The 23,794-nt window shown below is 62.1% G+C and carries 31 protein-coding genes and 1 pseudogene; 12 read left to right on the top strand and 20 right to left on the bottom strand.

Annotated features, from left to right (window positions below; all coding sequences use genetic code 11):
- The first annotated feature begins 39 nt into the window (after positions 1-39).
- Entirely contained in the window at positions 40-915 is an 876-nt protein-coding gene (locus tag ASE75_RS13920) for a hypothetical protein (RefSeq protein WP_055934652.1), read from the top strand.
- Between the two features lie 3 nt (positions 916-918).
- The gene (locus tag ASE75_RS13915; protein WP_055934650.1) at positions 919-1,173 is read left to right on the top strand and encodes a hypothetical protein; all 255 of its coding nucleotides are present in this window, start codon (positions 919-921) and stop codon (positions 1,171-1,173) included.
- 10 nt (positions 1,174-1,183) lie between these two features.
- Here ASE75_RS13915 and ASE75_RS15250 read toward each other — a convergent pair whose 3' ends face one another.
- Together ASE75_RS15250 and ASE75_RS13910 are read right to left on the bottom strand one after the other, a co-directional pair.
- Positions 1,184-1,594 carry a thermonuclease family protein gene (locus ASE75_RS15250; protein WP_082464002.1) on the bottom strand — a complete coding sequence of 137 codons (411 nt, stop codon included), beginning with the start codon at positions 1,592-1,594 and terminating at the stop codon, positions 1,184-1,186.
- Positions 1,595-1,597: 3 nt separating this feature from the next.
- Positions 1,598-1,903 (bottom strand): hypothetical protein, encoded by a 306-nt coding sequence (locus ASE75_RS13910; RefSeq protein ID WP_235512794.1) that lies wholly within the window; start codon positions 1,901-1,903, stop codon positions 1,598-1,600.
- Between the two features lie 64 nt (positions 1,904-1,967).
- Between ASE75_RS13910 and ASE75_RS13905 the strand changes: the two genes are divergently transcribed.
- From ASE75_RS13905 to ASE75_RS13895, 3 genes are read left to right on the top strand one after another with little or no spacing between them, the layout of a single operon-like run.
- Entirely contained in the window at positions 1,968-2,171 is a 204-nt protein-coding gene (locus tag ASE75_RS13905) for a hypothetical protein (RefSeq protein ID WP_055934648.1), read from the top strand.
- Positions 2,172-2,639 (top strand): LexA family protein, encoded by a 468-nt coding sequence (locus ASE75_RS13900; RefSeq protein WP_055934646.1) that lies wholly within the window; start codon positions 2,172-2,174, stop codon positions 2,637-2,639.
- Positions 2,636-3,904, top strand: a complete 1,269-nt coding sequence (locus ASE75_RS13895; protein WP_055934644.1) for a Y-family DNA polymerase — start codon at positions 2,636-2,638, stop codon at positions 3,902-3,904. Before ASE75_RS13900 ends, ASE75_RS13895 begins: the two co-directional genes overlap by 4 nt.
- Here ASE75_RS13895 and ASE75_RS13890 read toward each other — a convergent pair.
- Positions 3,901-4,131 carry a hypothetical protein gene (locus ASE75_RS13890; RefSeq protein WP_055934864.1) on the bottom strand — a complete coding sequence of 77 codons (231 nt, stop codon included), beginning with the start codon at positions 4,129-4,131 and terminating at the stop codon, positions 3,901-3,903. The genes ASE75_RS13895 and ASE75_RS13890 overlap by 4 nt on opposite strands.
- 197 nt (positions 4,132-4,328) lie before the next feature.
- On the opposite strand from ASE75_RS13890, the gene ASE75_RS13885 reads away from it, so the two are divergent.
- Positions 4,329-4,958, top strand: a complete 630-nt coding sequence (locus ASE75_RS13885; RefSeq protein WP_055934642.1) for a hypothetical protein — start codon at positions 4,329-4,331, stop codon at positions 4,956-4,958.
- A gap of 55 nt (positions 4,959-5,013) precedes the next feature.
- Here the strand turns inward: ASE75_RS13885 and ASE75_RS13880 are convergent, their stop codons facing one another.
- Both ASE75_RS13880 and ASE75_RS16080 read right to left on the bottom strand, forming a co-directional pair.
- Positions 5,014-5,661: an SOS response-associated peptidase family protein gene (locus ASE75_RS13880; RefSeq protein WP_055934640.1), complete on the bottom strand. Its 648-nt coding sequence runs from the start codon at positions 5,659-5,661 to the stop codon at positions 5,014-5,016.
- 114 nt (positions 5,662-5,775) lie between these two features.
- Complete coding sequence (locus tag ASE75_RS16080; protein WP_268796052.1) at positions 5,776-5,907, bottom strand: hypothetical protein; 132 nt, start codon at positions 5,905-5,907, stop codon at positions 5,776-5,778.
- 196 nt (positions 5,908-6,103) lie between these two features.
- Between ASE75_RS16080 and ASE75_RS13875 the strand changes: the two genes are divergently transcribed.
- The 4 genes from ASE75_RS13875 to ASE75_RS15640 all read left to right on the top strand — a co-directional run bounded on the left by ASE75_RS13875 (position 6,104) and on the right by ASE75_RS15640 (position 7,856).
- On the top strand, positions 6,104-6,574 hold the full coding sequence (locus ASE75_RS13875) for a helix-turn-helix domain-containing protein (protein ID WP_055934638.1): 471 nt from the start codon (positions 6,104-6,106) through the stop codon (positions 6,572-6,574).
- Between the two features lie 83 nt (positions 6,575-6,657).
- Positions 6,658-6,975 (top strand): hypothetical protein, encoded by a 318-nt coding sequence (locus tag ASE75_RS13870; protein ID WP_055934636.1) that lies wholly within the window; start codon positions 6,658-6,660, stop codon positions 6,973-6,975.
- 42 nt (positions 6,976-7,017) lie between these two features.
- Complete coding sequence (locus ASE75_RS13865) at positions 7,018-7,518, top strand: hypothetical protein (protein ID WP_055934634.1); 501 nt, start codon at positions 7,018-7,020, stop codon at positions 7,516-7,518.
- Between the two features lie 62 nt (positions 7,519-7,580).
- Positions 7,581-7,856, top strand: a complete 276-nt coding sequence (locus ASE75_RS15640; protein WP_156340518.1) for a hypothetical protein — start codon at positions 7,581-7,583, stop codon at positions 7,854-7,856.
- Between the two features lie 45 nt (positions 7,857-7,901).
- Here the strand turns inward: ASE75_RS15640 and ASE75_RS16155 are convergent, their stop codons facing one another.
- Complete coding sequence (locus ASE75_RS16155) at positions 7,902-8,087, bottom strand: DUF6961 family protein (RefSeq protein WP_055934632.1); 186 nt, start codon at positions 8,085-8,087, stop codon at positions 7,902-7,904.
- Between the two features lie 1,065 nt (positions 8,088-9,152).
- On the opposite strand from ASE75_RS16155, the gene ASE75_RS15240 reads away from it, so the two are divergent.
- Positions 9,153-9,482, top strand: a complete 330-nt coding sequence (locus ASE75_RS15240) for an excalibur calcium-binding domain-containing protein (protein ID WP_200922375.1) — start codon at positions 9,153-9,155, stop codon at positions 9,480-9,482.
- 161 nt (positions 9,483-9,643) lie between these two features.
- On the opposite strand, the gene ASE75_RS13850 is transcribed toward ASE75_RS15240, so the two are convergent.
- The 4 genes from ASE75_RS13850 to ASE75_RS13835 are packed head-to-tail and all read right to left on the bottom strand — an operon-like array spanning position 9,644 to position 15,612.
- Positions 9,644-12,637 carry a hypothetical protein gene (locus tag ASE75_RS13850; RefSeq protein ID WP_055934628.1) on the bottom strand — a complete coding sequence of 998 codons (2,994 nt, stop codon included), beginning with the start codon at positions 12,635-12,637 and terminating at the stop codon, positions 9,644-9,646.
- Positions 12,634-14,634, bottom strand: a complete 2,001-nt coding sequence (locus tag ASE75_RS13845) for a hypothetical protein (RefSeq protein ID WP_055934625.1) — start codon at positions 14,632-14,634, stop codon at positions 12,634-12,636. Before ASE75_RS13845 ends, ASE75_RS13850 begins: the two co-directional genes overlap by 4 nt.
- On the bottom strand, positions 14,634-15,335 hold the full coding sequence (locus ASE75_RS13840) for a hypothetical protein (protein ID WP_055934623.1): 702 nt from the start codon (positions 15,333-15,335) through the stop codon (positions 14,634-14,636). Before ASE75_RS13840 ends, ASE75_RS13845 begins: the two co-directional genes overlap by 1 nt.
- Positions 15,336-15,345: 10 nt before the next feature.
- Positions 15,346-15,612: a hypothetical protein gene (locus ASE75_RS13835; protein WP_055934621.1), complete on the bottom strand. Its 267-nt coding sequence runs from the start codon at positions 15,610-15,612 to the stop codon at positions 15,346-15,348.
- A 286-nt stretch (positions 15,613-15,898) separates the two neighbouring features.
- Here ASE75_RS13835 and ASE75_RS15630 point away from each other — a divergent pair, with 286 nt between their 5' ends.
- Positions 15,899-16,315 carry a hypothetical protein gene (locus ASE75_RS15630; RefSeq protein ID WP_156340512.1) on the top strand — a complete coding sequence of 139 codons (417 nt, stop codon included), beginning with the start codon at positions 15,899-15,901 and terminating at the stop codon, positions 16,313-16,315.
- A 30-nt stretch (positions 16,316-16,345) separates the two neighbouring features.
- On the opposite strand, the gene ASE75_RS13830 is transcribed toward ASE75_RS15630, so the two are convergent.
- The 10 genes and pseudogenes from ASE75_RS13830 to ASE75_RS15615 form a co-directional block, all read right to left on the bottom strand.
- Complete coding sequence (locus ASE75_RS13830; RefSeq protein ID WP_055934619.1) at positions 16,346-16,534, bottom strand: hypothetical protein; 189 nt, start codon at positions 16,532-16,534, stop codon at positions 16,346-16,348.
- Positions 16,531-16,761: a hypothetical protein gene (locus ASE75_RS15625; protein ID WP_156340510.1), complete on the bottom strand. Its 231-nt coding sequence runs from the start codon at positions 16,759-16,761 to the stop codon at positions 16,531-16,533. Before ASE75_RS15625 ends, ASE75_RS13830 begins: the two co-directional genes overlap by 4 nt.
- Complete coding sequence (locus ASE75_RS15620) at positions 16,758-17,015, bottom strand: hypothetical protein (RefSeq protein WP_162233746.1); 258 nt, start codon at positions 17,013-17,015, stop codon at positions 16,758-16,760. Before ASE75_RS15620 ends, ASE75_RS15625 begins: the two co-directional genes overlap by 4 nt.
- On the bottom strand, positions 17,015-17,440 hold the full coding sequence (locus tag ASE75_RS13825) for a hypothetical protein (protein WP_055934616.1): 426 nt from the start codon (positions 17,438-17,440) through the stop codon (positions 17,015-17,017). Before ASE75_RS13825 ends, ASE75_RS15620 begins: the two co-directional genes overlap by 1 nt.
- Complete coding sequence (locus ASE75_RS13820) at positions 17,437-18,900, bottom strand: AAA family ATPase (RefSeq protein ID WP_162233745.1); 1,464 nt, start codon at positions 18,898-18,900, stop codon at positions 17,437-17,439. The genes ASE75_RS13825 and ASE75_RS13820 overlap by 4 nt, the downstream gene beginning before the upstream one ends.
- Positions 18,897-19,883, bottom strand: a complete 987-nt coding sequence (locus tag ASE75_RS13815; protein WP_082464000.1) for a CHC2 zinc finger domain-containing protein — start codon at positions 19,881-19,883, stop codon at positions 18,897-18,899. Before ASE75_RS13815 ends, ASE75_RS13820 begins: the two co-directional genes overlap by 4 nt.
- A gap of 867 nt (positions 19,884-20,750) precedes the next feature.
- Positions 20,751-20,936, bottom strand: coding sequence for a hypothetical protein (locus ASE75_RS13805; protein WP_055934610.1), 186 nt, complete (start codon positions 20,934-20,936; stop codon positions 20,751-20,753).
- Positions 20,937-21,042: 106 nt separating this feature from the next.
- A complete protein-coding gene (locus ASE75_RS13800; protein ID WP_156340506.1) occupies positions 21,043-21,726 on the bottom strand; it encodes a hypothetical protein in 684 nt (227 codons plus the stop codon).
- Positions 21,719-22,990, bottom strand: a complete 1,272-nt coding sequence (locus ASE75_RS13795; protein WP_055934606.1) for a tyrosine-type recombinase/integrase — start codon at positions 22,988-22,990, stop codon at positions 21,719-21,721. Before ASE75_RS13795 ends, ASE75_RS13800 begins: the two co-directional genes overlap by 8 nt.
- Positions 22,991-23,704: 714 nt before the next feature.
- Positions 23,705-23,794: pseudogene (locus ASE75_RS15615) on the bottom strand (IS5 family transposase); the annotation flags it as partial.

Below are 23,794 nucleotides of genomic sequence, written 5' to 3'. Positions count from 1 at the left end.
CCTAAAAGCCCTGTCGAGCTTCGTAAACGAGGAGGTCTTATGCTCGACAAATATGTGAATGCCGTGATGAACAAGGTGTCTGGAGTTATCGCGGCGGTCGGGGCGCAACGCGCCGAGTGGGAACGCCAGCGGGGCAGCGACCGATACGCGCAGTCTTACCTCGGGACGGCGTTGAAGCATCCGGAGGGGCACACCAGTCCGCTCCCCAAGTCAGCGGAACGGGCGCAGCAGGAATACGCCTCGCTCCGCGCCGAGTGGGAGGAGGTGGGACCGCAGATGCTCACGCTGGCCGCGTCGCTGATGATCGCGCGTGAACGCCGGGATGAAACCAAGTCCGTATGGGAGCGTCATGACGAGGAGGAACAGAAGCGGGTCGCAACGAAGTACCATCCCCAGGTTCGTCGCCTGTTCGCACAGTTGTACGATCACGGCGTAACACCCGCGATGCTGGATCTGCTGAAACCTGAGACGATCGGCGTCCTGTCCGACCTGATCCTGTGGGATGCATCAGATCGCGACGGAGGCGATGTCAATTCACCGCTTCCGGGGGTCTTCGGCCTCTATGCGGGCCGCGAGTTGATTATGCCGAGCGGCGGGCACACTGTGACACGATCGCGGCCGGGAATAGCGCCGCCATCAGTCAAGCACAGCGATCCCGTCTATTACCGGTTCGACCTGGAAGTCGTCGCCGCTACAAGCGTGGCGAACGACGATGCGCCGGATCAGGATGACACCGCTCCGGGCGAGGCCGTGATAGTTGATGCTGAAGCGTCCGCTATTTTGTTGGAGGCTTCTGTCGCTCCGCCGCCTTCACCGGCAGAAGATGCACAGGAAGACGACGCCAAGTCTGCTTTGCAGATCGACAGCGAACGCGCGGCGGAATGGGCGAGGCACATCGCGGACCACGATTCGTAGTTCATGGCGATCTATTGGCCAGGTGGCCACGCCGTGGACGATTACAACCAGCAATCTCTCGCCGCAGCCTTGGAGGGTGAGATCGCCAGCGGGCGCGGATGGTCGGCAACGCCGGAATTTCTTGCGGCAACTCAGGAGGGGCGAGCAGTCGAGTACATTGCCGAGCGTCGTGAAAGGAAGACGGTTTGGCTGGCCAAGAGCCTCATCGATGGCGAGGAGGCGGCTTTGCAGAAGGCGCGTGTTGCAGGATTGCTATAGCAATCAAAGCTCACCGGCATTCACCCATTCCATACTGCCGCCAGTACCGTTCCCAGCGCACCGCAGCACCCGCCGCGATTGCGGCACAGGACAACGACCGCCCGTCCGGTAACGTGCAGCGTGCAACGATGCGGCTGTAGCTCTTGCCGGTCGGCTGGCAGGACAAACGCTTGCCGAGCGTCAGGCCGGACATAATGCGCCGCGCTCGCTCGGCGGCCCGGTCATCGCAGGTGTAATTCGCGCGCCGGGCATCAGGTCGGCGGCACGGTTCGGCGCTCTCGAAATCCGGAGCCTGGATCCCAGCGACACGGATTCGCTGTCCCGATCGGCACCACAGCGGTCCATCGCCGTCATGGACGCGGACGACGTCGCACGTGAAGGACGGCAGGGCGGCGGCAGCAATCAACGTGGCGATCAGCATTCTTCAGGCCGCCATCCAGTCGCTCTCGGCATCGTCGATCGCCGCGAACGCATCGCCATCGGCCTGCTGTTTGCGAAGGTGGCCGCGCACCGCCTCGGGGTCGCCATCCTTGGGGAAAGTCCGGTCAGCACGAGCCGCATCCGCGATCCCGTCAACCCAATCGCCTCTGTCGCGCTGCGTCAGCAACCATCGGCCGAACGGCATTGCCGGGATCTGCTCGTCGTCGTCTTGGGTCATGTAGCGGTCCTTCGAATCATCCTGGCCTGCATCGCATCGTTCGGATGTTCCTGCAATGTTCTTGCGAATCATCGAACGATGGGCCTAGCTATGGACCACGCCGCCTCGCGGTGATTCGACACGGTTGGAGGATGCGATGGATCACGATCTGCAATTGCGCGCGGCTGCCCGCGCCATCTACGAGAACGTGTATCCAACCGAAGAATGGGCACCCGTCAGCTTCGATCAGGCAGAACGGTTCGGCACAGTGCATTATAGGCAGGCGGTTGGTGCGGCTCAGGACGCCCGAGCGGTGCTGGCAGCCCGAAACGAACAGCTCCTGCTTGCCGCGATCCTGTAGGTGGGAACGCTAAAGCTGTTTCGGCCGACACCCAAGGCCGTGACGCCTGAGCTGACTCTACACGACGTCCCGTTCGAACTGGCCTCCCACGAGGTGCCGTTCTTCCTGTGCGATACGCCTGCCGGGTTTCCGTCGCCGGCGCAGGATGACATGCAGGAGCCGATCGATCTGGGCGCGTGGCTCGTCGAGCACCCCGCCGCAAGCTACATCATGCGTGTCGACGGGCAGTCTATGTCCGGGGCCGGGATCAACGATGGCGATCTGATTGTCGTCAACCGCGCCAAGAAGCCGCGGGCGGGGGCCATCGTCGTAGCGCTGGTGCATGGCGACCGGACATTGAAGCGCCTGCGCTTTGTCGATGGCCGTCATTGGCTCGTGCCGGAAGCCGAAGGTTTCGCCGACATTCTGGTCGACGAGCATGTCGAAATCTGGGGCGTGGTCGTTGGCGTCGCCCGCAAGATGGCATGAGCACGCCAATCGCCCTTATCGACTGCAACAATTACTACGTATCGTGTGAGCGCGCGTTCGACGCCAGCCTCGTCGGTGTGCCGGTCATTGTCCTGTCCAACAATGACGGCTGTGCGATCGCTAGATCCGCCGAGGCTAAGGCGCTTGGCATAAAAATGGGCGATCCAATCCACCACCTGCGCGACAAGGTTCGACAGCACGGCATCCAAGTCCGGTCGTCGAACTATGCCCTGTATGGCGACATGCAGCGCCGGGTTCTGGCAGCCTGCGAACCGTTTGCCCGAGACGTTGAGATATACTCGATCGATGAGACGTTCCTCGACCTGGCGGGCTTTGAGGGGCGCGATCTTGTCGCCCACGCCCATGCGATGCGTACTCAGGTTCAGCAGTGGACGACTATCCCGACCTGCGTGGGCATTGCCGAAACGAAGACGCTTGCGAAGCTGGCAAACGCCGCGGCGAAGAAGGACGTCCGGTTCGGCGGGGTCGCGGACCTGCGCGACGAGGCAACACGCCGGGACGTCATGCACACGTTCGCGGTTGGCGACGTGTGGGGTGTCGGTGGCGCGACCGCACGGAAGCTGGGCGACCTGGGAATCCATACCGCCGCCGCCTTGCGGGATATTCCGATGAAGCAGGCGCGGGGTATCGGGACCGTCGTATTGGAGCGATTGGTTGCCGAGCTGCGCGGCGTGCCGTCCAATGCGGTCGAGGCGGTCGAACCGCGGCGGAAGGGCATGGCGGTCACGCGGTCGTTTGGGACGCCGGTATGCGACTTCGAGCAGATGATGGGCGCGCTTTCGCAATACGCATTGCGGGCTGGGGAGAAGCTACGATCGCACGGGCTGGTCGCAGCCCGGCTGACTGCGTTCTTCCATACGAACAAGCACAAGCCCGATCGCCCCCAATACAGCGCATCGCGTATGGTGACGCTTCACCCGATGACAAGCGACAGCCTTGAGTTGATCGCGGCCGCGCGGCGTGGTGCGGAGAAGGCCTGGCGCGATGGCTATGCCTACACGAAGGCCGGCATTATGCTCGACGATCTGCTGCCGGAGAAAAAGCGGCCGCTCACGCTGTTCGAGGATGACACGGGCAAGCGCGATCGACTCATGAGCGCGCTCGACGCGATCAACGGAAGGTTCGGTACCTGGACGGCGGTGACGGCGTCGCAGGGGTTCAAGCGCGAGTGGAAGATGCGGTCGGAAATGCGGTCGCCGGCGTGGACGACCAGCATTGCGGAGGTTCCGACCGTGCGGGCTTAGCTCATGCCTTGCTTGCGGGCACCGGCGATCATGCGTGACGCGATGTCGCGAACGGCTTGGTCGTCCTTCGTCTCGTCATTGGCGGGATCGCCGACGTGATCCAGGCTCTGTTCCATGAAATCCAGCAGCCCAGGGTGCTTAGCCTCGGTATATTCCATCATCTTGAACAGCAGGTGTTCGCTCGCAATTTCGCGTCGGCGTGCATTGATGGCAATTTCGTCAGACATCGGTGTCTCCTTGATCCGCCGTTCCAAACGCCGATCGGCGACAAACGTCGCATCGACGAACTGGGAATCGAGCGAATGATTGTACGTAAAAGACGGGCGACCGTTTAAGCTGGCTCGGATTTAGGATTGACCGCTCGGGGCATTTGACACCTCTTTGCATCTACCGGCCGGGGGCGGCTGGATAGAGGGGGGATAATATGAAAACGATGCTTTGCGCAGTTGCGTCCGCGCTGGTTCTGATCGCGAGCCAGGCTCATGGACAGACTACCGCGTTGCTACCGACACAGACGGCACCTTTGTCGACAAGCGCTCTGCCTACTTCCCCGATGACATCTTCGTCGGTCGCTGTCTTGCGCAGTGGAACGTCCGTACCGCTGAAAATGGCAGAGGGCCTAACGACCAAGGGCAAATTGCTGCGCGTCGGACAGCGCTTCAATCTGGAGGTGGCGGCACCGGTCAGCGTTGATGGCCGGATTGTTATTCCCGCCGGCTCGACAGCGGTCGGCGAAATAACCGACGTGCGCAACAAGGGGATGTGGGGCAAGTCGGGGCGGATCGGCGCGCGTTTGCTTTACGTTCGTGTTGGTGATCGCAGCATCCGTTTGTCCGGTCAGCTCGACGACAAGGGCACGACCGGGACGGCCGGTGTCGTGGGTGCTATCGCCGTCTTGCCTGTGGCCGGATTCTTCATCTCAGGCACGAGCGCACAGATTCCAGTTGGGGCACCGGTCGCAGGGTTTATCGACGAGGATGTGACGCTGGCTTTTGTCGTCGGCGCTGCGCCGATGGCCGTGCCTGTCGCGCCGACAACGCCTCCCGCTAAATGATCCTCAAGGAGCCGTGCCGTTCACGCATGGCTCCCTCGTTTCAGGCGGATTCGGCCTACCCGGCGCGTCGCGTTGGGAAGACCGGACCGCGCACCGTCATCAAGTCCGACGGGTAGGGCCGCTGTAACGCGAGCACGTCGTCATACCCGCCCGTAAGCCAGCGATCGTGATCGTCCGGGCACAAAATAGTGATCATCGCTTTGGGATGGATCGGCGCAACCAAGTCGTTGGCGTCGCACGTCACCATCGCGAAATAACGTTGGTCGCCGACAGTCCGCCAGAACCCGGCGACGGCAAAAACAGGCTGGTCGGTGACCGCGAACCACATTTCACCCTTTAGCGGCTTCTTTCCGTCGCCAAGGTCGGTCGGCTGACGGGCCCATTCGCAGAACTCGGTCAGCGGGATCAGGCACCGGTTTGCCGGATCGCTGACGAGCGAACGCCATTGAGGCAGGTGAAGCGTACGGACGTTGGTTTGCGCCACCTTGCGCCCGGCCTGCTTCGCTTGGCCTGCCAGGACGTCCCACTCCATCACGTCCAGACCGCGGCGATCACCCTCGTTCCGCACGACATAGGCCCGACCGAACGGGCGCAGTTCTTTCGGGTCAAACCGATTGTCCATCGGCTTCTCGGCCAGCCAATCGCTACCAAATCGCTCGAGCAAGGTTTCTGGCTCATCCGCATTGCGGGCACGGTTACACAAAGCCCAACACCGTCAGGAAGATCGCGGTGGCAATGAGCAGTATCTCAACACGCAACCAATTACGGGAGGCTCGCGAAGGTGGCGGATCAAGCGGGTGTGGCCAATCGCGCGCCATTAAATATCGAGCTTGCGGCGTTGGATTTCCGCCAGCAGGACTTCGGCGTCCGAACCCCTGCCCGTCGTTTGCTCGAAGGCTTGGAGCAACTCGGCATCGGTCATACGTTTCGCGTCGTCTTCGGTGTTCATCGAATGCCGCCTCCTGCTGATAGATCAGCACATATGACATCGGGCCACAACCATCCGGGGTTTGACCCGGGTTAGTGCGGCGAACAGCGCTAGCGCGAATCATTCCCAGTCCTGTCATCTGATCATACTGACCGTCTGGCGTGGACAAATGCTCCGGGTATAGTCCGTCCAAAATGGCAGAAGGACGCGTTGATCCGTGGACACCGCAATCAGGCTGACTGAACGTCAGCGCGAGTGCCTGCATTGGGTGCATCGCGGGTATGAAACGAAGGAAATTGCGCGCGAGCTTGGCCTGTCGCCTGAGACGGTCGACATGCACGTCAAAAACGCGCTGCAGCGGCTCGGCCTGTCCAGCCGCAAGGAAGCGGCACGATCTGTGTTCGGCGAGCAGGGCAGGCCAGTACCCCCGCCGTTGGTGCCCCCGTCACCGGCAATGCCCGATGCACCGATCGTCGAGGATGGAGGGGGCCTGACGGCGGAAAGCCGGTATGACGGCAGGATGGCGCAGACCCCATTGTCCGGCATGCCAGTTCCCACCGATCGCTTTGCGACGAATACGCTCTCACCAGCGCAGCGTCTCATGTGGATCGGCATTCTGACCGTCGGTGTGGCGATTGGGTTCGGCATCCTCGTGAGTGGTCTCGAGGCCCTAAGCCGGCTCATCTAACCGCATGGGCCAATTCCGAGACAGGGGCCGCGACGTCATGCGTCGTGGAGCAATACACTATGCGATCAGACCGTATCCGGGCGATGAACACCGTCGTTTCTCATTTGCATGCGGCCGAAAAGGCTTTCGACGAAGCGGTAGCGGCCGCAGCGCAATTGGGTGCCGCTTTGCCGGTCGCGCGCCTGACCGCGCGTATGTCCGCGGTGGTCGGGCAGGATGCGCTAGCCAGTACGATGCAGGCGTTTCGCCTGATCGTTGAGGCTCGCGGGTGTCTTGTCGATGCGCATCGGCAGCTGGACCATGTTAAGACCGAGATGGGCCTGCGCACCGTCGCGGTCGGTGGCGGCTATGAAAAGCCGTTGGGGGCAATGCCGACCGTGGACCAGGACTTGGCCGCTTAAAGTCGCTTGACCGGGGCGGCATGTGCCGCTCCGATCATCCCCATGTTTTTACAGAAGCTCCTGCCGATCGTGTACTGGATAGTCGCCCTTGGCGTCATGGCCTTCGCGTTCTGGCGCGGCGGTCGAGATGAAAAACGTGGAGCCGTGCTGTTGATGCTCGGCTCGCTCGCGTCGCTAATAGCGGTGGTCAACATTCCAGTCAGCGGCCGGCTAAGCGCTGTGCAATCGACGATCTTCGGCATCGATGTGCTGATACTAGTCGCGTTCACAGCGCTGGCGCTTCGGACTGACAGGTTTTGGCCATTATGGGCTACAGCATTTCATTCGATCGCGGTCGCTACGCATCTGGCGAGCTTCCTAAGTCCGCAGATCGTGCCGCGCGCGTATCTGATCGCGCAGGGCATGTGGGCGTATCCGATGTGGGCGGCGATATTGATTGGCACGGTGAACGCGGCGCGGTGGAGTGCGCATGGCCGGCGGACGGCACCGCCCGCAAAGACGAAGCCTATAGACGATGCGTCATCCTCGCCCGCGGCATCCTGAAGCAGCGGCGTCGGAGAGAGCAGCTTTTCGCGCCGGGCCTATTCGCTGATCCCTGTTGGGACATGCTGCTCGACCTGTTCGTGGCAGATGCCGACCAAATCTCCGTTGGGGTATCGAGCCTTTGCATTGCGGCGGCGGTGCCGACTTCGACGGCGATGCGATGGATCGGTAAGCTAGAGTCGCTGGGATATATCGTCCGTTCGGCTGATCCGGCCGACAAACGACGGTCGTGCATGACGTTGGCTAACCCGACGCGCATGCGAATGATCGAGTGCTTGAAGGGCCTTTCCGAAGCACGAGATAGGTGCGAAGCCACGGTGGCAGGTTGGCCATGGTAACGACGCGCGCTCGTCAGTTGGCAGCCAGCTTGTTGGCTGATCGCGTCATTGCAGAGTGCCGGAAAACAAAAGGTCATACCGGGCTGCGATCTCTCGCCAACGAGCGATTCCGGCCAAGTCACCAGCTTTGACAAGGTTCGTCATGCGTTCTGCGATGTGCTGTTTCGCGTCGCCCCCGTATCGCCGACTGATCGCCAGCGCTTCGGCCCAACGCTCGTGTTCGCTTGTCATTCCTGATCGTACTTCGAGCTTTTGGCATTTGGCAATATTGCGAACCGATCGACATCGTTTGCATGCGACCATCGACGCTTAGTCAAGCAGTGGCCCATAAAGGCCAGGGGGAATCACAATGGCTAATCGGGCAAGTAATAATGCCGGCTGTCTTATCGGCATCATCGGATTGTTGGCGGCGGTGGGTATGTGCACGGATAAAACGGTGACGAGTCCAACCCCTACGCCTTCTTCGCTCTCATCTGTTTCACCAACCATCTGGATCGGTGGCAAGGCTGCTAATTGCAGAAACGATGGTCGCGTTACTGCACCGGTCGCGCAGCTTCTTAGCCCGAATACGCCTGTCACTCAGATCGAGAGCCGCGATGGCTGGACTAAGGTAGAGGCGGCCGGCGCTAGCTGCTGGGTGTCCGCCGCGCTGACAACCGCTGATGCGCCTCGATCGCGCGCCATGGGCCTGACCGGCACCGCTGTTACCGCAGCAGGCGTTGGCGCGGCGTATGGCACTCAAGTGCACTCCGCAAAAAAACGGCGGCTGCGCGCGTTGAGCCGATCACACTCAACGACACGTGCCCGGCGGTCGTATGACCGGGGTGGTGGAAGTTACGACAGCAGCGGTTGCCCCTGTTCAGGCGGCCAAGTATGCATAGGTCCGCGCGGAGGGCGCTACTGCATCACCAGCGGCGGGAATAAGCGCTACGGAGTGTAGCGCGATAGCCTCGTTCGGCCCCGCGAAGAGCCGTTTCAAAGCAGGTTGTGCTTCGCCAATACGGCGCGCAAAAGTCTTGCGCTCAATTCCTGAGCTGGAGGCCGCCAAATGCGTAAGATGCTATTCGCCGTCGCGTCGCTATCCCTGTTCGTGGGCCCGCCCGCCCTGGCTGCGCCGTGCAAAGACGCGAAGGGCAAGTTCACCAAATGCCCCCCCAAGGCGGCTGATAAGCCTGTCCGGTGCAAGAGCGCTAACGGCAAATTCGCAAAGTGCGGCACGCCCGGCGCGATGCCGATCAAGTAACCCCGTGGGTCCGGTCTGTTGGATCGGGCGCAGTTCATGTGCAGTTGGAGCGGATGATGAGATTTGGTGCTGTGTGGATAGCCATCGCCCTCGGCACCGCCGCCGCTCCACCTGATCGACTCTATGCCCACGGTGGAGGTCTTAACGCCGCAGGCTGCCACAACGACCGAAAGAACGGTGGGTACCATTGCCACGGTGGCACGGGTCAATCGACGGCACCGAGGTCAGCAGCACCAGTGCGCAGCCTATTCGGTTCCGGCGGCGGCGGCTCCTATGCCAACTGCTCCGCAGTGCGAGCGGCGGGTGCTGCCCCGATACGGGAGGGGCAGGCGGGGTATTCCCGTCGCCTCGATCGCGACGGGGACGGGGTAGCATGTGAATAAGCATGGCAGTAAATGACTGGATTCGAGCAGATAACGTTCACCGGAACTCTCCGCGCCTTGGTGGCAAAACGGGCGAGCATAAATTTCCGCGAAGACCCTTTGGCGTTATCCGGACGTACCGTCCGCCTCCAAAGCTGTAATCAGCGCCACTATGCTGAACGTCACCTCGTACCTGTCCGATATTGCTCAGAACTAGCGGTGGTGGCCTGCCCGGCAAATATCGTCCCCTTGCGGCCCGCGTACCGACGCTGAACGTCGAGCATGTTGCGCGCGGTCGGGCGCTTCAGAAGAACAGCCGCAAAGTCAGGCTCCAGGATCGCTTGCGTCAGAAGCTGCTTTACGTGGTCCTCGTTCGACATGGCTGAAACCACCTTCGACAGGATCGTCTTGACCGGCGCCCCGTGGACGCCAGCAGGAACCGCGTTGATCATCCGCGCCAACGATCGGTTCATCGCAGTATCGGAGCCGCTGGGGCGACCGGCCGTCACGGCGAAGTTCGCGCTGGTCAGCTCGCGCGCAATAGTGCTCAACACGGCCTTTTGTTGATTCGTAAGAGCGTTGCCCGAACGTTTGACAACCGCCGTTATAGCCTGCCGCGTTTTGGTGATCGACGGCACACGCTCTCCCGCCTGCGTGAAACTAGGTCCCGCGCCGGCCGTCTCGATATAGTCGCCAAGGGCGCGGCGCATCCCCCCGAGCGCGTCGGGGTTATCGCCGATCTGTTGGGCAAGGTAACGAAGCCGCCGTCCATCGTCGGAACGACGGAGCAGGCCAGCAACGAACGACGAGGGGTCAACCGCTGCGTCGGCAACATTGCCGAGGGGCGAATCCAGGACAACATCATGGAATGCCGATCGCTCTTTGATTGAAGCGTTTTCCTCCGGCGTGAACGACGCTCGCGCGGCGCGGGCCTCAGCCGCCTTTGCAGCATCGAGCCGTCGTGCATTCGATTGTACGGCCGCAAGATCGGACTCCACGCCGGGAAACCGCTTCGCGACTTCACCGAACCGGGTCGCTAGCGAACGGGCCTGCGCTTCAGTCTGAAGGCCAGCCTCCTCGACCGCGCGGCGCAATTCCTGCCGCACAGCGGTTTCCGCAGCGTCTGGTCCAATCGCAGCGATCAGCCCGTCCACTGTGTCGCCGCCAGGCGCACCCGGCCGAACGATACGGGTCGGAACCGTCGTGTCTCCTACGGTCGGATTGCCGTATCGATCCCGTGCGAAGGTCCTTGGTGCGTCGCCCGTCTCGAAAACGCGACCCTGCTCGGCGCGAACCGCTTTTGCGTTCCGGAGCGCAGCACGATATTCCTGAGGGGCGGCCTGATCGGCGAAGTTCGCCAGAATCCCACGCAACCGCGTCGCAAATGCCGCATCCGACCGACTGCCCGCCATCGTTGATTTGCCTGCAAAGTCGGCGAGGCGGCGGTCGATGTTCGTGAGCGTCCGTGTCGTAGCGCCGGGGGCGGCAGCATCGTCTATGATTGAACGGACTATTTCCGGAATTTCACCGCCGCCGTCGCCATAGTGGTCGGCCATCGCAGCCCGCATGTCCCCTGCGAACACGCTGGCAGGGATCTCGATCGGCTGTGGGTCTTGCAAAGCGGGCGCGGCGTACGCGGTGCGCGACCGCCGCTTGGCCGCATCATACGCCCCCTCGAACGCCTCGCGCTGCGCAGCCCCCGTCGCAGTTCGGTCAACAAGCGGGCCGATGGAATTCTGTCCGCCAATTGCTGCCTGTTCCGCCTCGGATCGGGAAGCTTGCGCCTGGGTTCGGCCATCCGCAAGTCGGGTATTCGCTGCGGTCTGTCTAGCAGTTTGCTGAGCTGCGGTTTCAGCCTCGCCAACGGCAACTTGGCGGGCGGCATAATCCTGTACCGCCTGCGGCGAGCCGTCGCCAAGCGCATCTGATGCGTAGCGCGTACGGGCCAAAGCGTTGTTTGCATTGCGTTCCCCGACAACAGCCCCCGCGCGGGGATCGGTGTTGGCAAAACCACGCTGAAAACCAGCTAGGCCCGGGTCGTTGGCCACTTCCGCCAATGTAGGCTGAGCGCCGCTTACCTGGGCATCGCGAGCCGCAATGTCGGCCAGCACATCGTCGATCGGGCGAAGTGTCGCAGTCCGCAACAGATCGCCCGCCCGGTTCTTTGCGCCGTTTTCCGTGACGCTGCCAACCGCGCGCGACAGCCAACCCGCCGTAGCATTCACTCCCCGACGCACACCGCCAGCAGCGCGGGTCAACGCCGGAAATACGATGCCGCCAGCAACAGCGCCCCCCGCAGCGCCGACCCCCGTGCCTAGCAGTCGTTGGCCGGGTCCACCTTCCGACGTCCCCGCGCCGTAAGCGCCGCCATAAGCTGCGCCTTCTGCCGCGAGTCTCTTTGCGACCGCTCTAGCCGCGATTTTATCTGCGGCTGTAGCCGAAAGACCGTCCGCCAAAGCTGCATCTCGCGCCGCGATGCCGATAGCGCGCGTCGACTGAGTGAAGCCAGCACGCTCAAGACCCAAGGGGAGAGCAAGACCACCAACGAGATTACCAGAAAGCGACGCAAGCCAGTGGTTTTCCTCGTCCGCCCCGAGCTGCGCCCGGTCTATATCAACCGTCCGGTTGTAGGCGTCGGAAAAGCCCTCACCGCGAAGCGCTGAACTAACCCCGTTTACGAGGCCATGCAATTCGTCACTCGTGCCGAGGAAAGCGCCCTGGCTGGCACCGTTCAGAAATGCAGCGCCTGCCCCCTGATCGGGAGCACGATCGCGACCGTACGACACACCATAGTTGAAGCGTTCCCCCTTGTCGCGAGCAGCGACGAACCGGCTCAGCTCGGTTGCGTCGCTCGCCAGGCCCCGCTGATGCAAAAATACCAGCATCTGTTCAGCGGTGCCGGTCTGCTGAAGTCGGACAAAGGCATCCTCGTCCTGCGGCGACATGCGGGTGAGGACCCTGCCGGGATCGTCATTGAACTGGACTTCGCCATCGCCCCCGGCCGGGATTGGCTCGGCCTTATCAAGCCCATCGGTTGCTGCGGGATCTGGCGGTGGGCCGGCTGACTGCCCGAGAAACGCCTGAAGCTCCTCGGGCTTGGCTCCCGCCGGCCCCTCGATGTCGTAAATCTGGCCGTTGTATTCGACCGTATAAACCATCGTCTGCGGACTGGTCATTTCGGGCGCACCTTCAGAATGCGGAAGCTGTTCGACGCAGGGCTTGGAGCCGGACCGGGGGCAGGCCCACCCCCGCCTAGATCGACGCCAAATCGCTTGCGTGTTGCGGCGCGAACACCGGGCTTGATTAGCTGCACTGGCTGATCGCTCCGCCCCATGCCCGTCTGGTATTGGTCCTGAAGCGCGTTCAGGCGCGAACCCATCAACTGCACGCCGTTCCTGATGGCCGCGTGAAGCTGCTCATAAGACTGCGAGCTATCCAGCGATTCCTGCCACTCCTGAAGCTCCGTGAGGTTGCCGCCGGCCGAACCCGCGAACACCTTACGCATTTCAGAAGATGCGGCCTGTTTCGTCTGCTGGAATGCCGGCAACTTGGTGTTGCCGCCTACCTGGCGGGCCGCGTTGTATGCGGGGTTGATGATGCCCGGCAGGGTGCTAAAATTGCCAAGTCCCTGCGCCTGCGTGTCGAGGTGCAGAAGGTGACCCATAGCTGTGTTCAGCGCGTTGACGGCCTGGGCCGAGCGACCCGATGTGAAGTCGACACGAGTTTTCAGGCGGGACTGCGCATTGGCGGCGTCGAACGTCGGATCGTACTGCGCTACCTTGCTCAGTATCGCCTCACCAAACCGCGTACCTGGGCGCGGGGCGGCAACCCGACCTTCAGCAATCGCCTTGATCTTCGCGCGCTCATGCGCCGGCACACTCGCCAGATAGGCATCGCCGGTCAGCATCGGATCGCCGCCCGTTCCGGGGCTTGTCACCGGTCCGATATAGCTGGATTCACCCGCGCCGGCCGACGCGCTCGCACCGGGTGCGCCGCCAGTCTCACCGGCCGCGATCACGCCCCGCGCCTGCTGCCAGTTTCCCGCGACGGCTTGCGCCGCTTCCCGGGGGCTGAGCGAAACCCATCGCCCGCGCAAAGCCGCCGCAGGATTAGACTGGCGCTTGGCCCAGTTGAAAATCGCCTCGCCGACTTTCTCCTGCGTAGTCGCGTTGAAAGGCGCACGCTGCCAGTCGCGACCCAAAACCGTTGGCGCGAACTCGGCCATTGTCGTGCCGTTGATCTGGTACGTGCCGGCAGAACCCGACTTAGCCCCACGCCGATTTAGGTTCCTGCTGAACGCGACGAATTGACCAAGGTTCTGAACGCTGTCCGGCACGTAACCGCCGCCGGCGTCCGAGTTGATGAGACGGCTGACGTCGCCGCGCGGACCAGCCGCAGAAGCGTCCGACGAACTGACACCACCACGCCCGCCGTTCGGAACCAGTTGCGTACCCAGGCGTCGGCCTTGGTCATCATAGACCGGAACCTCCAAGGCGTTCGCCTCAGCCGGTGCCGCACGGTAAAGCTCTTTCCCTGTGTCATCGACCAGCGCGCCGCCCTGCGACACGACGTGCGTATTCGAATCCATACGCTTGCCGATGTTCGCCGCAGCCGTGTCCGGGTTCACCGCTGAAATAAGCCCGTACAGGATCGCGCTAGCCGTTTTGGCCTGCGTTGGGTCGCCAGATGCCAGCATCTCGCGCAGTTCCGCTGTATGCTCGTCGTCGGGCAAACCAGCGGCCTGTGCTGCCGTAGTGGCGCGGTCCAACTGGCTGATCGCGCCTTTCAGATTGCCGTTCTGGATAAGCGCCTGCACGGGTGCCCACTGGCGAACCATCGCCGATCGCTGATCGAAGCGAACCGCCTTGGCCGCCTCGTTGATATGCTCTGCAAATTCGGGAAATTGCACTCCGACCTGATAGAGCTTGTCTGCGTCCGGCTTGGTCCCAAGCGAAGATACAGCACCTTGGAACGCCGCCCGCCGCTGGCTCTGATAGGCGGCCTCTTGGGCTTGCGACCGCGCCAACCCCTGCTGGCGCTGCTCCTGGGCCGCAATCAGCGCGGGTTGCGCTTCGAGGATCGCCGTTTGCGCGTCCTGCTGGCGAAGGTCGCGCATATTCGGGACCAGCCGCTGCGCTGCCGCCAGCGCCTGTGCGTAGTCGTCCAAGCCCATCAGAAAATGGCCGGCATCGAGCCGATCAGGCTCTGTGCTGCACCCTGCGTTCTGGCCGTACCGCCCGCCGATATGCCTCCGAAGCCAGCCGGCAGGAACGACGACGCGGCCTGATCCAGAAACCCGCCGATGTTGTTGATCGTCGCCGCGTTGATCCCGCCCTTGGTCAGAAAATTGGACGCCTGTGCGTTGCCAATCTGCCCCTGAAGCTGCGTCTGCGCGTTCGCGTTCGCCAACCCGGCACCAGCCACGGACCCGGTCGCGCCAAGCCCAAGCTGCGCGAGATTGCCATAGCCGGAGAGCGCCTGCTGGTAATATTGCGCGAGGATGGCTGGCGAGATCTGCCCGATCGCGCCCGCCGTGTTCCCGCCCCGGACGCCGCCCGATGCCGATGCGGTCTGGAGGAGGTTCTCATTCGCGTCGTCCAGCGACTGCTGATAAAAAGGCGTGGCTTTCAGACCCTCGATCGCGGTGAGCTGTGCCGGCGATCCATTCGCCCCCAGCAGATTGCCGTACTGCCCCAGCGCGCCGACGCCCGCCTGCGTGTACGGCATATAGTCCGCGCGGGTGGTGTCATACTGCTGCTGCTGAAGGTCGATGCCGCGATTGTAGGCCGCCGTCTGCGCCTGCATCGCCTGCTGGCTGGCCTTCTTCTGCGCGCCGCCTGAGAAGATGCCTGCGATTGCTGAAAAAAGGCCCATTTTGCTCTCCTTAATGGTGCGTGGGCGTGATCGGGTTGCCCGGAACGCCAAGAATAAGGGATGCGCACGCCATGCTTTTGGCTGTGCGAAGATCCGGGCCGCCCTCTGAGGCGATGCCGATCAGCATTTGGATGATGTCGTCGCAGGGAACGTCGGTGCGCGCTGCGATAGCAGTGGCGAGCCAGCGGACAGTAAGACGATCGGCCAAGGCTTCGCGGCGGTCCTCGACTTGCTTGGCGGCAGCACGGGCGGCAGTAAATTCGGTGAAGAGGCCCATCAAAAACGCTCCGAGCGTTCGAGGGCCATAAACTTCGTATTCTCGATGATGCTAGTAGACGCCACGGCACACCCTCCAATTAGGAGATGGTGTCCCCGGCGCAGGACGACAAACTGCCGATAACGGATATTCTACTCTAGCACGAAGATGTCTGCAACGCTTATTGATGTAAGATCGCCAGTGCGGGGAAATAAAGATTTTACCAAGCATTGGGGTGTCGCCAACGTATTTCGAACAGGAGCAACCGATGTCGGAAGGTTGCGGCGGATGCGGTGGATTTATCACCTTGGCAGTAATCGCGGCTGCAATATATTCTTGCTCCAGCCCCTCTCCTGAAGCGCAGGACGCAGAAACCCAGGCGACAATTACCGGCGATGCACCCGCCCCAACATCCTACGATGCGATTGTTGCGGAGGCGAACCCCATACGGTCGGACTTCGATGATGACAGGGCAAAGCAAGCTGCTCAGAGCTATCTGTCGGATGAGACTTACGAGGGCGCGCAGGGCTCTGGTGATTGCACTGATGACTGCTCTGGCCACGACGCCGGTTGGCAATGGGCGAAAGACGGCAATAGCCGTGGTTCCGGAGATTCAGCATCATTCGATGCGGGTTGCCGGGCTTTCGAAGAGGCAGCAGACGAGAGGGTCGAAGATGCGCGCCAGCGATATGCAGATGGCGAAAGCACGTTCGAGCAGGACTAGGCAACCTGCTTGGCTTCCAAAATCCCGCCGCTACAGCCGCGTCACCGGCGACGGCCGGACGAAAGTGACGATGATCGCCCGCTCGTTCGGAAGCAGGGGCGGATCGGCAACCGGATCCGGATCGCCACTGTTCCTGAACAGCACGCGCACCTTATCCCCCTGTTCGGGTGCTTCAATCTCGAGCCGCTCAGTCCGCCGGATCAGGTTGTTGATCGTCATACTTCCGCTCCACGTTCGATGAGCCAGTTTCGCATTTCAGGGGCGAAGGTCGATTGGTCGAAAGGCGGCCCTGAGCATGCCGTTTCGGCTTGGCGGTCTGCCTCCCGGTTCTGATCCTTGGTCAGGTCCGCGCCAAGCCATCGCTGGATATGGAGGGGTATCTGCGCACCGGCCGCCTTCGCTTGCTCTAGTACGCCGAGCCGTCGTTCGAGTGCGGTCGTCGTCATGCACGATACTCCGTGAGGATCGATCCAGCGCGTTCAGGCGCAAACCTCATCGCCCAGGCGAGGTGCATTGCAGGCGACCACTTTGCCTGTGCGGCCGGATCCGGTGTTCTGTCGGCGTCGACATAGCCGGCGGCAATCGTATCGAGACGATTCCTGAACACTGCCGCATCGTCTTCCGCCTGCTGGCGTCGCTGGTCATGGTCGCCGTTGCGTTCTTCCAGGCGTCGCACGCGGGGGTCCAAAGAACGGGTCATCATTTTACCTCCAATGCCGCGATGCGGCGTTCCAGATCGCCGGTCTCGACGATGTTCTTGTGCGCGGTCAGCAATGCCATGACGCGGCCTGCCTCGTCCGGGCTGATCTCACCTGCGCCCACCGCGGTCAGAACTGCGGCGGATGCGCTCACGACGTCGCCGGCCGTTGTAATTGGGGGCAGGTCGATCGTGATGGGCGAGTCCTTGCGGGGCGGCACCAGCCGTTCGAGGCAAAGGCGAAGTGCGACACTGTCGCCCTCTAACGCCTTGTCGATGGCCGTGCGGGTTAGCTTTTCGGCCTCGCCATTCAACAACGCCTCGGCAGCGACCGTTGCCCGGCTGCGCGCTCCCTTCGGCTTGCCAGGGTTGCCAGCCTCGAAAGGCTTGCCTCGCGTATATTCGCGGTCGTTTCGCGGCTCGGTCATTCGTAGTCCTCGTATCCTGAGATTGGTTCGCGGCCTGTCTCACCGGGCGCGAGGATGGGCCGCAAAGCAGGGTTGCCTGCGGGGTAGCGCCCCAGTTCACTTTCCTCGTCTGCATTACCCGCCCCACCCCGTTGCCCCATAGGGGGGCAACTGGGGCGGGGCGCTTCTGATGCACCGCTTGCCCCGGCTTGCCCCGCCCCAGTTCTACGTACTGGGGCGGCGGCCTGATCAGCCCATTGGCCAACCTCGACATAGGGTTTGTTTTCACGCTTCACCGGGTCGCGCCGGGACACCACAACGAGTGCCCCGTTGGCGATCCAGGTACGCAGCAACTGGCTGATGCGAGCGCGATCGTTGTCTGCACCCTTGCCGGCGTCGAGACCCAGCGCGTTGGCAACAGCAAGCCCGGCCCAGTCCTTGGCGAGCACGCTCTCTTTCCACGAGCCGTCAGCAATCTGGCGCTGGACGCGCAGCAAGTGATCCGTTGAGATGCCCTCGAAGGGGTCAGGTGGGATCCAGCGGGTGACAACGCCGACGCTGTCACCCTCGTTACCGTAGGGATCGTCTGGACCAGTCGAGTTCTCGACGTCTTGCGACGCCAAGCGGAACCACTCAGCGTCCTCTGCTGGCGCACGGTTGGCCTTGTCGTCCTGCACCGTGAACAGCCGCTTGCGCTCGCGGTCTTTGGCGATGCCGAAGTGCTTCGCCTCGTCCTTGTCCATGCGGTTGAGAACGAGCGTGACGCGAGCCGCCGACACCAGCGAGCTAGCGCCACGTGAAGCCTCTGCCGTCACCTTATCGCCGCCGAGTTTCTTGGTGTGGTGGACCAGAACGACCGAGCAGCCAGCCCGCTTGGCGATACGGCCCCATGCCTTCACGACCCTGTCGATGGCACCATTGTCGTTTTCGGAAACGCCGTGCGAGCTGACGAATGGATCCACAACTAAGACGTCGATCTTGCGTCGGATTAGCTCGGCGACCAGCGCCTCGACCACTGGCTCGATGATGGTCCCCTCCTGCGTATCGAGGGCGATACAGAGGCCGTTGCCTTCGGGTCCACTGTCTAGGAACAGGCGATCTCCGCAAGCCTCCTGACCTACGCCGTGATACATTGCGGCGGCGACGAGCTGCATTTCCAATTCGGCGAGATCGTCCTCAAGGTTCCAATACCAAACACGTTTAGCACCGGCCCAAACGATCTGGCCGAGTAAGTCTTGCCGTCCGGTGGCCAGAGACAACAGCATCGACGCCACGAACGACGATTTACCGACGCCACCAGGGGCGACGATCGCGGTTACGGTATTTAGAAGGAGCCAGCGGCCCCAGACCCAAGGACGACGTGGCAGTGTCCTGTTATCCGGCCAACGAAACGGGGATGCCTCAATTACAACCTGCCGCCGCGGCTTAGGGCCGATCGGCCGGGCATTGTCATAGCGCGTCTGGAGCGCAGTCGCATTCACGACCGGATCTCCATCAATTCGGCGTTAAAGTCCTTATACCCTGGCCCCGGACGCATGATCCGCGTGGCCAAGCCCGCCTTGCTGAAGGCTTCAGCCGCCTTGGTCGCAGCTACTCCCCCAGCCTCGTCGCCGTCCGCGCCGATCACAATTGCACGCGTCACGGGGGCGAAGGTCATCTGTGGCATCATCGATGTGCCAGCTGCAACCCACACCGATCGACCCAACGCCTGAGCGAGCGTCAAACCGTCCTCAAGTCCCTCGGTTACCAGCATGCTGGCGGACGGGGGTCCGATCTGGATCGCGCCGCCGATTACACTGCCGAGACTATACTTCACTTTCGGTTTGCGATCGGTGTCGGTCGCCTTCACCGCCGCCTTGCGCCCATCCTCCGTCAGATAGGTGCGCTGCAGTCCCACAAGTTCACCCGCTGGATTGGTGACGATCGCGAGCAGCGCGGGCAACAGCCCGGGGCCGTTCGCCGCCAGCACCCCGTTGCCCTCGATCTTGGGGGGCGCGAGGCGAGCGAACCGCAGGGTGTGCGGCAAGTCGATCGTGATGCCGCGCGACCTAAGGTAGATCGCGGCCGGCGTCCCCTCGATCGGCACAGACCCGCCCACAATGTGTTGCGCAACATGCCGCATATCAGTTTTGGGCTTCGCTGGGGGGCGCTGCTGTTCCAGTTCACGCAACGCGCCACCGTCCAGCATGCCGATCGCTTCGCGCATCTTCACGTTGTAGGTGCGCATGACGAAGTCGATTACGTCACCTTGCGCGCCACAGCCGAAGCACTGAAACCGGCGGTCGTCGGCATAGATCGTCAGCGACGGCGACTTGTCTGGGTGGAATGGGCAGCAGCCTTTCCACTCCCGACCGGCGCGCACGAGCTTTACGCCCGCCTTGGTCGCTACGCCGGAAATGGGGAAGCGGTCGCGGATCTGCTGGGTGACAACCGCAAAGGCCGCCCTGTCGTTGTGGCTGGTCATACGATCGCCTCGCGGGGTTCGCTATCGCCGAAGCGGAAAGGGTGAAGCAGTGCGTCATTGCGGTCGGCCCAGGCGATAGGCAGTCGATACTTGTGCCACGCCTCCATCGTTGCGGCCCGAGCCTCGCCATAGGATGTCATGGGGCAGAGCCACTCCGGCTTGCTCCATTTCCCGTATCGCCGTTCGTAGAGCATGACTCCCCAGCGACCGTCCGCCCTCTGCCGCAACAGGATGATGCGGATGACAGCGAGGCGTGGTGCTTTGCCGGCGCGTGCTCTTGCTGCGCGAGCGCGAAACCATTCGGCGGCTGGGTACACACGCCCGGTCATGCTGGGTCTCCCCGGTACGACCCATACAGGATATGGTCGAGGTCCGATCGGCCGCAGAACCGCTGATGCCAGAATGCGCGCGCAGGCTCAAAGTTTGCTAGCGGCTCTGTCGCACAGTTGTGCCGTGCGACCATGACCGGCAACCCGGTCAAATCTGCAATATCGACGGCGCGCGATGCGGCGGAGGCAAACGAACCTACGCCCGTATCTAAGGCTTCCAACGATCCGTACGGCACGTCGTTACCCTGGACCGTGGCGTGCCACTGGTCGGGGTTCAATTGCTCGATGACGATTGCTCGGACAACAACGCCGGGGAATCTGTGAAGGGAAGTCATGCAGCCTCCCCCCACGCCAAACGAGCAAGCAGTTCCGCGCTTGCCCCGACGATGCCGATCAAACGAAGTCGTTGCAGGCGAAGGGCGTCAGTGGTATTCGGTTGATCGTCAAGACCGATGAAATTCGTGGAGGGCCGCACTGTGCAGGTGCGGCCTTTTCGCATTTTAGGGGCAGCGTCGCCCATAGTGTTGAGCATCGCCGATTATGCCGCGATCTGCTCGAGCAACTTGCTCTTGAGCCGGTTGATCGAGCGGCCGGTGATCAGACTCTTTCGGCCCAGCTTGACTAGCTCAAGATCGCCTCGTGCTACCAGATCGTAGGTGAGGGTGCGGCCAATGTTGCCGAGTTCGGCGCGGGCCTGGGTGATGGAAAAGAACGGCTCGTCCATGTCGTTGCCTCCAAAGTGCGCGGGCGGTCACCAGCGGGAAACAACGGATTGAGCTAATTCAACAAGAGGTTGAAGATGAACAATTATTTTGAGATTTTCGCATGAATCAATAGAACGGATATTTCTCACTAAGGATACGCAGACCTTCGAGGATCGATCCTGGATCCTGCTGAGGTGAGACATAGCTGTCCAGCCGCTCCTCGATCTGATGGATCGTGAGGTTGGTTGCCGGCTCTCCAATCTTTTCACGGTAACGCTGCAGTTTGCCACGGCACAGATCGGCATCGTTCGCCAGTATCGCGCTAAACCTCGCAGTCGAGACCGAACTTATTCGTTCGATAGCGCTGAAGTATTCAGCAAATGGCCGTTCGTGCGAAATAACTTCGAAAGCCGAGTACGGAAGAAACGAGGCCCGCTTTTTTGCCAGCTTGTCCATTATGCGGCGTTGGGTGGCTGCAGCGTTATGACCAGGGTGCGCTGCCGCAAATGCCACTGCGATCGCGTAGTTCGAACGGATCTTGTCAAACTGTTTGCCATCCAACCAATCAAGCGCGTCCTGTTTGAACACATGACTAAGAAGCGGCAGATCTCGTTCCTCCTTTCGCCCAGGCTTTTTACGAGTCAGTGCGATTGCTGTGGACCTCACTATGTCGGGGCCAAACTTTGATATGAGACGACGCAAGTCGGCATCCAGGGTGGCGGTTGGAGTTGGCCGAACCTGTTGCCGCCGAGCGATCGCCGTAGCGGCCGTGGCTATAAGCTCGGCAGCGGTGATTGCTTCATCAGCCATTGCTCTCAGCACCTAATTCAGAAAACAATGACCGACCCCACGCATCGAGCAGCGTCCGCCGCATCTCGACGAACTCGGCCCGCTGGTACGCGCGTTCAACCGCGTCCGGCACGAAGTGAGCGAGCGCCTTCTCCGCAACCGGCTCGGGTATGGTCGGCATCTTCTCCGCAGCCCAAGTTCGAAACGAACTGCGGAAGCCATGCACGTCATAGGGATGCCCCGCCGCCCGCAACGCCTTCGTCATCGTCATGTCGGAGATCGTCCCACCGCGTTGAGCCGTGAACACCAAGTCTTCAGCTTTTGGCGTGCCGCCGCCTTTAACTTGCTCCAGCAGCCGCACGGCTGCGCTGCTCAAGGTGATGGTGTGCTCTTTACCCATCTTCATCATCGCCGCCGGCCGCTTCCAATCTTGCTTCGCTAAGTCCATCTGGCCCCACCGCGCGTTGCGAACTTCCCCGGGGCGGGCCGCCGTCAGAATCTGGAACAGCAATGCCCGCCGCCCGATCGTCGGCGGCTTGCCCTGCAATTCCGCCACGAGGGTCGGCACGTCGGCGTAGGGCATGGCCCTGTAGTTCGCGCCTGCGGGCTGGCGGACAAGGCCGACCGAGACTGATCGTCCAGGTGCTTCGGTGGCGCGCCAGCCCTTAGCATGTGCAAAGTTCAGCACCTTGCCGATCCGCTGGCGAACTTTGCGGGCCATGTCGGGCTTCGTCGTCCATATTGGTTCGAGCGCGGCGGTTACATCGGCGGCGGTGATGTCGCTCACCCGCTTGTTGCCCAGCAATGGGATGACGTGGTTTTCGAGCGAGTTAATGAACGTATCCGCACCACGACCCTTCCATCCGGACTGGAGTGCGGCATGGGTCGCCTTTGCCGCTTCGCTGAACGTCGGGAGTTTGATCCGCTCCCGGTCCCGCTCGGCAACAGGGTCGAGGCCGGCTTTGGCTGCTTCCCGGAGCAGACGCGCCTTCTCGCGCGCTTCCTTTAGGGTCAGCTGCTTGCGCTGCATGATTGGGATAGGAATTGGTTCGCCGGGCCTGTCAGCCAAGTTGCGGGTGTCGGCAGCACCGAGGCCTATGTCGCGACGCTTGCCCTCTACCTGCACTCTAAGGAACCACGACCGCGCGCCGGTGGGGCTGACAAGCAGGTAGAGGCCGTCGTTGTCGAGATGAGTTCCGGGCGGGGCCGTCTTCACGGTCGCAGGCACGAAGGGGCCGAAGCGCTTACGCCTGTCCGCCTTCGCCTCATGCCTCGCCTCAGCCATTCATTCGCTCCCCATTCCGCTCACCATTAATCGCGCGACTAATGGCGAACGTCAACGAACAATTGCGGAACGCCCAACGTGAATCAATCGGGAACGCCAAGGGCTTGCCGAACGATGACGAACATTGGCGAATAACTAGTTAGATGCCTCTTCCGGGCACCATTCTCGTGAGAATGTACTTCATCGAGGACTAAGGTGGGCACCTCAGCGAGGTGTCGAGCACGGTGCCAGCCGAGCTTCGACTTGACATGTTGGAAAATGTTGCTCAGATGTTCTCACCGCTTAGAGCAGCGGGGCGGCATGATCGACATATCAGAAAACGAACGACGACGCGCCTTTTCAATATGGTTGCGGACCGGCAGGTTGCCCTCGGTAAGAGGACCTGATGGGATCGAACTGAAGTTCAATCCATGGCATGATCCTGAAACCGGGCGTTTCACGTTCGTCGGTGCTGGACGCAATTATGGTGATTGGGGCGGCGATGGGCTCTCCGGCGGTGGTGGCGTTAAGGGGGGCGGTGGTGGCGCGACCGGATCGTGGGATCAGCCGGCGCGCCCACCCCGAGCGAAATCACAAAGCCCGGCAAGGCGCGTCACTTCTGGGGAGCCGACGCGGACTGCGTCACAAAGCGACCGCGGGGCGGCTCCCAAATTGTCCGCCCGCAGACCAGGCACATGGGCGGGTGGTGGATTTACTAGGGTCACGACTCATTGATCAGAGCCAGAAGATGACGGTGGCGGCGAGCGCGATAGCGGAAAAGAAGACGGTCGGGCATCGATCGTAGCGGGTAGCGACGCGGCGCCA

The sequence above is a fragment of the Sphingomonas sp. Leaf17 genome, assembly GCF_001421505.1.
GTDB lineage: Bacteria > Pseudomonadota > Alphaproteobacteria > Sphingomonadales > Sphingomonadaceae > Sphingomonas.
The sequence above is the reverse complement of the archived record's forward strand: the minus strand, read 5'-3'. Positions and strand labels throughout refer to the sequence as shown.